Origin of the sequence: Streptomyces sp., from assembly GCF_050698815.1 — a bacterium.
In the GTDB taxonomy this organism is placed as follows: domain Bacteria; phylum Actinomycetota; class Actinomycetes; order Streptomycetales; family Streptomycetaceae; genus Streptomyces.
In genome coordinates, this window is record NZ_JBOHCV010000576.1 from 1 (window position 1) to 11,483 (window position 11,483).

Consider the following 11,483-nt stretch of genomic DNA (forward strand, 5'->3'; position numbering starts at 1 on the left):
GCCCCTGACCGTGAAGCACTCGACCTTGCCGGGCGTGTCAGCGTGCCGCGGCCCAGGAGTGTGCGACGTCGATCACCAGGCGGTCGCCCAGCGAGAAGACCCGGAAGGGCAGCCGGGCACGGACTCCGAGGCCGAGCTGGGTCGTTCCTTCGTAACTGGCACCGAAACGAGTGTCACGGAAGGTCCGGTAGCCCGTGAGGTTCACTCCCGGCAGCGGTTTGCCGCCGCGCCCCGCGTAGGTCGGCTCGTAGCTCTCCGGGTCGTAGCTCGGTGCGGACGCCACGATCTCCAGGATCGCCCCGCCGCCGATCGCGATGGGGTGCCCGGAACCGTCCTGGTACAGCTTGCTCACGTAGCGGACGTGGTAGCCGACGGGGTCTGCCGGCAGGTCGCCGCGAATGTCGAGGACCATGCGGTCATAGCACTCGTGGCGCCCCGTCCGGACGTTCGTCAGCGGCCGGTTGCCGCTGTCGGTGGCGGCCTTGGGCAGACTTCCCCAGGTGACGCCGCAGCTCGCGGCGGCACTCCGGGTCGCCGTGGTGGCCCCTGCGGAGCCTTCGGTGCCGCTCCCGGCAGCGGTGCCCGCCGACACGGTGGTCAGCAGCCCGGCGCTGGTGAGGACGGCGATGGCAAGCAGCCTGGTCTTTCGCATGGAGGCCCCCTTGTGCCGCATTTCCTATGACAAAGGATCAGACACACGGGACCGGGACAAAGTTGCACGGAACACGGCACTTACCGCAGACAGACGCGCACCGGTCGGGCCAGGTGACATCACTCGCCCATGCGCAGCCCCTGGCGCGCGGCGCCCTCGCTCAGGACGGCCGTTCTTATGGTGCGGTAGGCAGTTGCGCGGTCCGTGCCGGCGGCCCTGTTCGCCGCCGAGCTCAGATTGATCACGTCGATCCGCGGTGAGGTCTGGACGAGGTACGGGATGAACTCGGCCTTCTCCACCGTCCACTCCCCCTGCTTTCCGGCACTACGGCCGCCGCGCCCCCCGGCGTTGTCGTCGTCGCTGTCGTCGTCGTCCGGCGGCTCGAAGGTGAAGCGGGCCGCTGAACTCATCGACCCGCGCGGGTCGTTCATCTTGCCGGCCAGCTGGTCGCCCATGCCGTAGACGACCCAGGTGCCGTTCACCTTCTCGTACGGCTGGGGCACGTGCGCGTGCGTGCCGATGATGAGGTCGAGATCCTTGCGGCCGCCGCTGCGGGACCGGGTGAGCTGCTTGGCGACCGATATCTGCTGCTGGTCGGGCGCCTGCTGCCACTCGGTGCCCCAGTGCAGGCTCACCACCACGATGTCGGCCCCCGCGCGGCGCGCGGCGCGGGCGTCGGCGATGATCCGCTTCGGCTCGATGGGGTTGACCAGCCACGGCTTCTTGTCCGGCACGGGTATCCCATTGGTCCCGTAGGTGTACGCCAGCTGCGCCACCTTCGCGCCGCCCGCCGTCATGACCGCCGGCCGGGTCCGCTCCTTCGCCGACCTGGCGGACCCGACGTGCTTCAGGCCGGCCTTGTCCATGGCGGTGAGGGTGCGCCGGACGCCGTCGACGCCTGCGTCCAGGGTGTGATTGGAGGCCGTCGAGCAGCTCTCGTAGCCGGTGTCCTTGATCGCCGCGGCCACGTGCGGCGGCGTCTGGAAGGCCGGGTATCCGGTGAAGGGGCCGCCCTCGCGGCCGTAGACGGTCTCCATGTGGCAGATCGCCAGGTCGGCACCGGATGCGAGGGGCTTGGCCCCGGAGAGCATTTTTCTGAAGTCGTAGCCGGAGCCGCCCGCGTCCGTACGGGCCTGCCGGATGACCGAGTCATGGCTGAGTATGTCGCCGGTGGCGACGAGGGTGAACGGCCGCTGCGCCACGTGGGACGGCGCGCTCCGCGCGGCTGCGGAATCGCCTTCGCCGCCCTCCAGCGACCGCTGGTCCGGGGAAGTGCCGCAGCCCGTGACCGTCCCCAGGAGCGTCGTCGCGGCGGCGAGCAGCGCGGCCTGACGTATGCGGCGTATGGACGTGATCATGGCGGGTTCTCGCTCTCTTGCGGAGAAAGTCGACAAACCCACATATATGTCGCTGGAGCCTGCCTCGCCGGAGCTGGCCGCCGAACGGCGCAACCTCCCACCCCCGGGACGTCGGGGGTTCACTCCGGCGCAGGGCCCGCCAGCGGCGATGGACGCCGCCCCGCACGCACGTCCTGCTGCTGTGGGACGGCTGTCCGGGTCGAGGGGGTGTGGCGGACCCGGTGTGGAGACCTGTTGGTCCGCAAGCTGTTGACAGGACTCGGTGCCGCACCGAAAAGCACACGACCGCTCGACAGCCCGCACTCACAGGAGGCATGACCATGCCACTCGCCCCGCACTCCGACACGCCGGGAAACGGCCTGCCCGCGGAGGCGGATCTCACCGCTCCCGGGTTCTGGCGGCTGCCGCCCGCCCAGCGGCTGGAGGCCTTCGCGCTGCTCCGCAGGCGGGAGTCGGGACCGGTGTACTTCACCGAACCACGGCGCGCCTGGCGCGGACGGCATGCCGAGCAGCGCGGCTTCTACGCGCTCGTCACGCACGCGGACGTGCGGGAGGCGAGCCGCAATCCCACCGTGTTCGGAAGCGCGCCGGGCGTCACGACTCCGCAGCCGGCCCGCTGGGTGCAGTTCCTCTTCGGGCAGTCCATGGTCAACCTCGACGGCCGGGAGCACGCTCAGCTGCGCAAGATCGTTTCTCGTGCCTTCAGCCCCCGCCTACTGGCCGACACGGAGCGGGACATCCGTGAGGTGGTCGCCCGGGTGGTCGATGAGGCGGTGAACAAGGGGTCCCGCGAGTTCGTGACGGCCGTCGCCTCCCGGGTCCCCTTCGAAGTGGTGTGCAACATGATGGGCATCCCCGAACGGCACCGGCCGCGCATCCTCGGCCAGCTCAACGACGCCTCGGAGAACATCGGAGTCGGGCGCGGCCCGGGCATCAGGTTCCGCGTCCCGGGAAAGGGACTGCGCGCCCTGGCCCGCATGCACCTCATGATCGCCACCCTCGCCCGTGAGCGCCGCCGGCGGCCCACCGATGACCTCATCTCCGCCCTCGTCAACGCCGATGTCGACGGCCAGAGCCTGGGGAACCGTCAACTCGGCGCCTTCTTCACGCTGCTGATGGTGGCGGGGGTGGAAACCACGCGTAACGCGATCACACACGGACTCGCACTGCTCAGCGCGCATCCCGGCCAGCAGGCGCTCTGGGCCGGCGACTTCGGCCGTTACGCGGACTCGGCCGTGGAGGAGATCGTGCGGTGCTCGACACCCATCATCCAGTTCCGCCGCACACTGCGCGCCGACCATGTCGTGGGCGGACGAACGCTGCGCCGGGGCGAGACGGTGGCGCTCTACTACGCCTCCGCCAATCGTGACGAGACCGTATTCGACAATGCCGACACATTCGACATCACCAGGAGCCCCAACCCCCATCTCGGCTATGGCGGCGGCGGACCCCATCACTGCCTCGGGGCCCATCTCGCCCGCCAGGAGATGAAAGCGCTCTTCGAGGTTCTGCTCACCCGCTCCGCCGGGGTACGTGCGGCCGGGCCGCCCGAGCTCGTGCCCTCCAACTTCGACAACCGCATCCGGTCACTGGAGTTCGACTTCGCCGGCCCGCCCAGCGCAGAACGGTCATCCGCGCCCGGATCACGACTCACCCGACGACCCGTCCCGGACCATGCCACAGCGGCCGAATAGACCGCTGGGCATGACGAATTGGCGGGCCCCCGCGACAATCGGCCGCCCTGCGCGGCCGATTCCCGTCCATTCCGAGGTCACCGGGCCGGACGGTCCGGCAGGCCTTCTCAACGTGGGTGAGTTCACAAGGGTGTTACTGATCTTTTCGGTTCCTACTCGTTCGGGACTGACTACACTCACCCTCCATGCGAAACGCCCCCCACGGCAGTCGACACCGCGAACAACGTAAGCGTCCGATATTCCTGGATAATTCAGGTCGGCGCAGACGTCTTCTGTGGTTTGTCGCCTTAGCTACCGGGTGCATATGCGCTGGGTATCTGGTCCTTTTCGCCGTGGTGTTGGGCGGGTTCCAGCAGCCGGCCGGGAAGCTCCCGTCCGGTTCGGCCGACCCGCTGCCGTCCCAGACCGCCCGCAACGGGCCGGAGGTGGAGCAAGGGGCCCGCTTCCCCGCCCGGTCCGCCACACCTGAGCCCGAGTCGCCCGCTGCCGGCACCCGTCGTGGGCCCCCGCCGGCCTCTACAGGTACCGCACCTGCCCCGCCCGGAGACGCGGGCGGATGAGCCCCCGGCACGCGCTACGCCGCCCCCCACGCTGGCACTGGCTGCTGCTGGTGCTCATCCTCCCCGTAGTCACCGCCTCACTGCTCTTCGAAGGCTGGGCCACCCACGAGGTCGACGGCGCCCGTACGAAGCGGGCGTGCACGAGTCCCATCCCGGAGTCCGCGGACAACGGCGATCCGGTGCTGCGCGCCACGGCCGGCGGGGCCGAGACCGCGGGCATGCCCGCCCGTACCGCCGCGCTCACCTTCGACGGGGGCCCCGACCCTCGGTGGACGCCCCGGCTGCTGGACCTGCTGCGCGAACACGACGCGCAGGCGACGTTCTTCGTCTACGGCAGGAAGTCCGCCCGCTATCCGTCGCTGGTGCGGCGAATCCGCGACGAGGGCCACGAGATCGGCTCGTACACCTACACCGGTGGCGACCTGGGCACCGCCTCGCCCGTCCGTTCCCGGCTGGAACTGTCGCTCACTCAGACGGCACTGGCGGGTTCCGCGGGCATCAACACCAGGTTGCTGCGGCTGCCTCACACCACCACCACCGACACGCTGTGCGGCGCCGAGTGGAAGGCGGCGCGGCAGGCCACCGCGCAGGGGTATCTCCTGGTCGCCGCCACCGAACGGTCCCGCAAGCCGTCGCAGGGCGTGGTGCGGCAGTACAGCCACACCGACCTCGGGTACCGGGAGGCGCGGCAGCTCCTGCGGAACCGGAACGTCGAGCGGTTCACCACCATCACGGGCGGGCTCGGGCGCACCTCGCTCGCCACGGCGGCCTCCCCGACCGCACGCATGCAGGGCGAGGGGCTGATCTGGACACAGGCCATCGGGCACACGTTCTCACCCGCCATGGTCTGGGGGCTGGGGATCGCGGGCGGGCTGGGGATGCTCCGGCTGGTCCTGCTCGCGCTGCTCGCCCGCGTCCACGTGCGGCGCCTGAGCAGATACCGGCCCGGCGCGCCGTGGCTGCGCGAGGTGACCGAACCGGTGACGGTGCTGGTGCCCGCGCACAACGAAGAGGCGGGGATCGCTGCCACCGTGCACTCGCTGCTGGCGTCCACGCACCCCCGCCTCCAGATCATCGTCATCGATGACGGGTCCACCGACGGGACCGCGGACATCGCCCGCCGCATCCGCGACCCGCGGGTGACGGTGGTGCGGCAGCCCAACACGGGGAAGTCCGGAGCCCTCAACACCGGTCTGGGCTACGCGCGTTGCGACATCGTGGTGATGATCGACGCGGACACCGTTTTCGAGCCGGACGCCCTGCGCAGACTCGTCCAGCCACTCGCCCACCCAGCGATCGGCGCGGTGAGCGGCAACACCAAGGTCGGCAACCGGCGCCGCCTGCTGGGCAGATGGCAGCACCTGGAGTACGTGCTCGGATTCAATCTGGACCGGCGGATGTTCGAGGTGCTGGAGTGCATGCCGACGGTCCCCGGAGCCATCGGCGCATTCCGCAGGGACGCGCTCATGGGCATCGGCGGCGTCAGCGACGACACCCTCGCCGAGGACACCGACCTCACCATGGCTCTGTGGCGGGCGGGCTGGCGGGTCGTCTACGAGGAGACGGCCATCGCCTGGACCGAAGTGCCCAGCACGCTGGGCCAGTTGTGGCGGCAGCGCTACCGCTGGTGTTACGGCACGCTGCAGTCCATGTGGAAGCACCGCCACGCCGTGGTGGAACTGGGTTCGGCCGGACGCTTCGGGCGGCGCGGACTGGCCTATCTCGCCTTGTTCCAGGTCGTCCTGCCGTTGACCGCACCGGTGGTCGACGTCTTCGCCCTGTACGGGGTGTGCTTCGGCGATTCCGCCCAGGCCGTCGGGGTCTGGCTCGGTTTCCTCGCCGTCCAGCTGGTCACCGCCGGATACGCGCTGCGGCTGGACCACGAGAAGCTGCGCGCGCTGTGGGCGTTGCCGCTCCAGCTGTTCGTCTACCGGCAACTGCTGTATCTCGTGGTCATCCAGTCCGTGGTCACCGCCCTGCTCGGCACCCGGCTCAAGTGGCACCGCATGCGCCGCTCCGGCACGGCCAACCAGTACCTGCTCGAAGAGCCGGTCCCGTACCACCCGAGCAGCCTGCCGTCGAAGCGACCCGAGGAAGTGGGATCATGACCGACCCCCGTCAAGGTGCGAACGAAGGGCGGTACGGCCGGACCGGCGCGGGCCGGGGCCGTGCCACGAGGCCGCCGGTACATGTGACGGGCCCGTTGTGGAGCGAGGACCGCCACCCGCCGCAGGGCCCGGCACCCGGGCGTCCGGCACCACGGCCTTCGGCGCCGCGGCAGCCGACGCCTTGGGACATGCCGCCGGGAGAGTTCACCCCGCAATCCATCCTCCTTCAGCCCCGGCAACCCGGCAGCCGTGAAGGGAACGGCGGCTACGGCAACGGCTCCGGCCTGGGGCCCGAACCCCGGCGCCCCAAGCGGCGGCGGCCGGTGCGGCGCGTTCTGATCGCCCTGCTCGCCGCACTGCTGGCGGCCCCCGTCGGCACCTACGCGTGGGCCGACACCGAACTCAACCGCGACGTCGACCTCGGCAGGTTCGCGGACCGGCCGCCGGCGGGCGAGGGCACCAACTACCTCATCGTGGGCTCCGACAGCCGCGACGGCCTGTCCGAGCGGCAACAGCGGGATCTGCACACCGGATCGTTCAGTGGCCGCCGTACCGACTCGATGATGCTGCTGCACACCGGCAAGGGCGGCACGACGATGGTGAGCCTGCCGCGCGACTCGTGGGTGGCCATCCCGGCCTTCACCAGCCCCAGGACGGGCAAGCGCGCCGGCGGGGGGAGGGACAAGCTGAACGCGGCGTTCTCGCGAGGCGGCCCGGAGATGCTCGCCCACACGGTCGAGCAGAACACCGGCCTGCGGGTCGACCACTACGCGGAGATCGGTTTCGCGGGCTTCGTGAACCTCGTCGACGCGGTCGGGGGCGTGCGGATGTGCCTCGAGCGGGACATCAAGGACAAGGACTCGGGTGCCGACCTGAAGAAGGGGTGCCAGACCCTCGACGGCACCGCGGCGTTGGCCTTCGTCCGCCAGCGCAAACAGGAGGCAGAGGGCGACCTGGGCCGCACCCGGAACCAGCAGAGGTTCCTGTCAGCCCTCGCGGATCAGGCCGGCGCCCCTCGCACCGTACTGAATCCGTCCGATCTCTACCCGGTCGTGAACGCCGGCCTGGAGACGCTCGTCGTCGACCGGGAGACGGGGCTGCGGGACCTGACCTCCATGTTCCGGGCGCTCCGGGGTGTCGCGGGCGGGAGCGGTAAGCGGATCAGCGTTCCCCTGGCCGGCACCGGTGTCCCGACGTCGAAGGGCAGCGTCGCAGTGTGGGACCAGGCGAAGGCGGGGAAGCTCTTCGGACAGCTGAGGGGCGACGGTCCGGTGACCTTCGCGGAGGAAGGGCGCCCCTGAAGGACGTCGTGGCCCGAGGGCGCCGGGCGCACCGGGCGACGGCCCTTCTTGCGGGGCGTCCGGCACCGGGAGATGCTCGGAACGGGCCGGAGCGCCGCCCGGAAGGAGGCCCATGGGGACCCCCGAGGAAGCGACCGCGGGCACGAGCGCGAGCGCCGTATGGCGGGAACGCGGCGCACCGCTGGTCGCCGGGTCCGGCAGCGGACCGCTGAGCGGCGTGCGGCTGGCGGTCAAGGACGTGTACGCCGTCGCGGGGCACCGGATCGGCGCGGGCAACCCGGTCTGGCTGGCCGAGGCGGAGACCGAGACCGCGCACTCCTGGGCGGTGGGCGCCCTGCTGGACGCGGGAGCCGAGGTGACCGGCATCGCGCAGACCGACGAACTGACCTACAGCCTGAGCGGGACGAACGCGCACTACGGCACGCCCCCCAACCCGGCGGCGCCGGGCCGCATCCCTGGCGGCTCCTCCAGCGGCCCGGCCGCCGCCGTCGCGCTGGGGGAGGCGGACGCGGGGCTGGGCAGCGACACCGCCGGATCGGTCCGGGTGCCGTCCTCCTACTGCGGCCTGTACGGCATGCGGCCCACGTACGGCGCGGTCAGTGCCGAGGGGATGCTGCCGCTGGCTCCCGCCTTCGACACGGTGGGCTGGCTGGCGCGGGACGCCGGAACACTCGCGCGGCTGGGTGAGGTTCTGCTGCCGGAAGCGGGGCGGAGTGAAGCCCAACGCCCCTTCCATACGGCTCTGGTGGCGGCCGACCTGCTCGCGCTCGCCGATCCGCCCGTACGCGAAGCCTTCGGCCCGGCCGCGGCGGGTCTGGCCGAACGGCTCGGCCTGCGGATCGAGGAGGTCCCCTCGCTGGGCGGTGATCCGGCGGCCCGGGGGTCGGCCTTCTCCACCGCGCAGGCCGCGCAGGTGTGGGAGTGCGACGGCGCCTGGGTCACGGCCCATCCCGGCGCGCTCGGATCCGGGATCGAGCAGCGGTTCGCGCGGGCTTCCGCGGTCACCCCGGAGGATCGGGCGGCGGCCGAGGAGGTGCTGCGCACCAGCACCCGCGATGTGCGCGCGGGTCTGCCGCAGGGCACCTTGCTGCTGCTGCCCGCCGCGAGCGGGACGGCCCCGCCGCTCGACCAGGACGAGGCGGACAAGGACGCCACCCGGAAGGCCACGATCCAGCTCACCGCGCTGGCGGGCAGCGCCGGCCTGCCGTGCCTGGTGCTGCCGCGGATGACGGTCGAGGGGCTGCCCGTCGGCCTGTGCGTGGTCGCCGACCGCGGCAACGACCGCGCCCTGCTCGAGCTCGGGGTCCTCAGCGACGGCTGAAAGCGAGGGCGCTACACGGTGACCGCGTGCAGCGTGAGGATCGCCAGGTCGTCCTCCACCGGCTCCGTGCTGAAGTCGTGCGCCGCCTGACGCACCCGTTCGGCCACCGCCATCGCCCCCATCCCGACGCACCCGCGCAGAATCTCGGCAAGACCGTCGTCGTCGTCCAGCTGCCGTCGGCCACTGCGGCGTTCGGTCACACCATCGGTCACGCAGAGCAGCGTCTCCCCGGGTGCGAGGGCGAAGGAGTATGCGGTGAATTCGGTGCCCTCGTCGATGCCGAGCAGCAGCTGGGATTCGACGACGGGCGCGACGGCGCCGTCGGTGGACAGCCACAGCGGCGGCGGGTGCCCGGCGCTGGCGAGCGTGCAGCGGGCTCCGCCCGCCTGCGGGTCCGGTTCCAGTTCCCCGTACACCAGACTCAGGAAGCGCGGCTGCGCGCTCTCCCCGCCGACCGCCACCGCCTCGGCGCCTTCCTCGGCCATCGCGGTGTTCAGCCGGCCGAGCACCGATTCGACACCGTGGCCCTCGCGCGCCAGCAGCCGCACGAGATGGCGGGTCAGGCCGGTGACGGACATCGCCTCGGGATCCTTGCCCTGTACGTCACCGAGGAGGAAGCACCAGCGGCCGTTGCCCATCGCGAACAGGTCGTAGAAGTCGCCGCCGACGGTCTGGCCCCTGCCGTGCGGCTCGTAGACGATCGCCGATTCGACACCGGGCAGGCTCGCGAGCGACGGGGGCAGCTGCCTGCGCTGCAGTGCCCGGCTGATGCTGGTCTCCCGGGTGTACTGACGCGCCGTAACCACCGCCTGGGCCACCCGGCGGGCGACGTCCTCGACGGTACGCGTGACGGCGGCGGTCATCTCCGGCGGACCGGCCCGGCCGATCACGAGCGAGCCCTGGCAGGCGCCGCCCGAAACCAGCGAGAAGGCCATCGCGGAGCCGGAGCCGGCGCCGTCCGCACTCTCGGGCCAGGGCCAGGGGATACCCGCCGTCCGCAGGCCGGGAGCGGGCGGGTCCGGCTCCAAGGCCAGCCGCAGCGCGTCGACCCGCTGCTCGTCCCGGTGCCAGACCCGGGAGAGCCGCATCCCGCCGACATCGGTACTCAGCCATACGGCGCACCAGTCGGCGAGCCGGGGCACCAGGAGCTGGCCGGCCAGCGCGGCGACCATGTCCTCGTCGAGCTGCCCCGAGAGCAGTTCGCTGGCCTCCGCGAGGAAGGCGCCGCCACGGTCACTCCACTCCGCGATGCGCCGGCGGTCGGCCTGCGGGGACGGGGAGAAGATGTCCGCGGCGTCCAGCTCCCGGTGGAGGGCGTCATTGAGGGAGCCGGCGGGCGCGGCGGCGCGCTCGACCGCCGCGAGCCGGAACCAGACGACCTTTTCGGTACGCCGGTAGGTCACCCCCCACGATTCGGCCAGTGCGGCCACGACCTGGAGTCCGAGGCCGCGCCCGCCGCCCCGGCCGTCGGCCTCCCAGTGCACCCGGCTGCCGGGCTGCCGGTCGGCGACTTCGACCAGCACACTGGTCAGCTCTTCCCCCTCCGACGCGGAGGTCTCGTCGGCCCGGGAGGGTCGCGCCGCCGATGGCCGGGCCGGCTCGGGGCTGCAGGCGACCTGGATGTCGGTGCCGGCGTGCATGAGGGCGTTGGTGACGAGCTCGCTGACGAGGAGGGCCGCGTCGTCGGCGAGCCGCTCGGCCAGCGGGCCCGGCAAGGACGCCGAAAGCGCCCGTTCGGTGATCACCGCGCGGACGAAGATACGGGCCCGGGAAGGGGCGAGCTGACTGGCGGAGAGATCGGTCCGCGACACGTGATCGCCCAGGTCAGAGGGGTGCGCTCGCACAGGTGTCTCCTGATCGGGCAGAGGTGGACCAAAAGCCATTACAGTAGGATAAAGCTTATAATTCTTGGATGCCGGGAATGGGGTGCCATGGACGACCCGAATGGGCAGTCGGTGCGCGCAGCCGATCTGCGTCCACTGCTGGGCGCGTTGCGGTCGCTGTGTGACGGAGACTTCTCGGTACGTGTGGCAAGCGAGGACGAGGGCGTTCTGGGCGAGTTGACGGGGGTCTTCAACCGGATCGCGGCCCGCAACGAGCATTTGTCCGATGAGCTGGCGCGCGTACGACGCGAGGTGGTCCGGCACGGCCGGCTGGACGAGCGGGTCACGGCGAGCCCCGGCCAGGGGGCCTGGACCTCGAGCGTCAACGACGCGAACAACCTGGTCGAGTCGCTGGCCACCCCGGTGACGAAAGCGAGCCGGGTGCTGGAGGCGGTCGCCGGCGGGGATCTGACCCAGCACATGGAGCTGCACGACGGAAACCGCCAGCTCCACGGAGACCTGCGGCAGCTGGCAACCGGGCTGAACGTCATGGTGGACCAGCTCTCCATGTTCACCGGCGAGGTGACGAGGGTCGCCCGCGAGGTCGGCACCGAGGGGCGGCTCGGCGGACGGGCCGAGGTGGGGGAGCTTGCGGGCGACTGGCGG

General features: G+C 71.4%; 8 protein-coding genes. 5 read left to right on the top strand and 3 right to left on the bottom strand.

The window, feature by feature from the left end; all coding sequences use genetic code 11:
* Positions 1–37: 37 nt before the first annotated feature.
* The gene (locus tag ACRDP3_RS20865; RefSeq protein WP_431518502.1) at positions 38–652 is read right to left on the bottom strand and encodes an AMIN-like domain-containing (lipo)protein; all 615 of its coding nucleotides are present in this window, start codon (positions 650–652) and stop codon (positions 38–40) included.
* A gap of 119 nt (positions 653–771) precedes the next feature.
* The gene (locus ACRDP3_RS20870) at positions 772–2,010 is read right to left on the bottom strand and encodes a CapA family protein (RefSeq protein WP_431518503.1); all 1,239 of its coding nucleotides are present in this window, start codon (positions 2,008–2,010) and stop codon (positions 772–774) included.
* A 314-nt stretch (positions 2,011–2,324) separates the two neighbouring features.
* On the opposite strand from ACRDP3_RS20870, the gene ACRDP3_RS20875 reads away from it, so the two are divergent.
* The 4 genes from ACRDP3_RS20875 to ACRDP3_RS20890 all read left to right on the top strand — a co-directional run bounded on the left by ACRDP3_RS20875 (position 2,325) and on the right by ACRDP3_RS20890 (position 8,994).
* The gene (locus ACRDP3_RS20875; protein WP_431518504.1) at positions 2,325–3,704 is read left to right on the top strand and encodes a cytochrome P450; all 1,380 of its coding nucleotides are present in this window, start codon (positions 2,325–2,327) and stop codon (positions 3,702–3,704) included.
* 556 nt (positions 3,705–4,260) lie between these two features.
* Complete coding sequence (locus ACRDP3_RS20880; RefSeq protein ID WP_431518505.1) at positions 4,261–6,372, top strand: bifunctional polysaccharide deacetylase/glycosyltransferase family 2 protein; 2,112 nt, start codon at positions 4,261–4,263, stop codon at positions 6,370–6,372.
* A 188-nt stretch (positions 6,373–6,560) separates the two neighbouring features.
* Complete coding sequence (locus ACRDP3_RS20885) at positions 6,561–7,673, top strand: LCP family protein (RefSeq protein ID WP_431518506.1); 1,113 nt, start codon at positions 6,561–6,563, stop codon at positions 7,671–7,673.
* Between the two features lie 112 nt (positions 7,674–7,785).
* Positions 7,786–8,994, top strand: a complete 1,209-nt coding sequence (locus tag ACRDP3_RS20890; RefSeq protein ID WP_431518507.1) for an amidase — start codon at positions 7,786–7,788, stop codon at positions 8,992–8,994.
* Between the two features lie 11 nt (positions 8,995–9,005).
* Here the strand turns inward: ACRDP3_RS20890 and ACRDP3_RS20895 are convergent, their stop codons facing one another.
* A complete protein-coding gene (locus ACRDP3_RS20895) occupies positions 9,006–10,805 on the bottom strand; it encodes a SpoIIE family protein phosphatase (RefSeq protein WP_431518508.1) in 1,800 nt (599 codons plus the stop codon).
* Positions 10,806–10,925: 120 nt separating this feature from the next.
* Between ACRDP3_RS20895 and ACRDP3_RS20900 the strand changes: the two genes are divergently transcribed.
* On the top strand, positions 10,926–11,483 hold a 558-nt coding region (locus ACRDP3_RS20900), incomplete at its 3' end, for a HAMP domain-containing protein (RefSeq protein ID WP_431518509.1).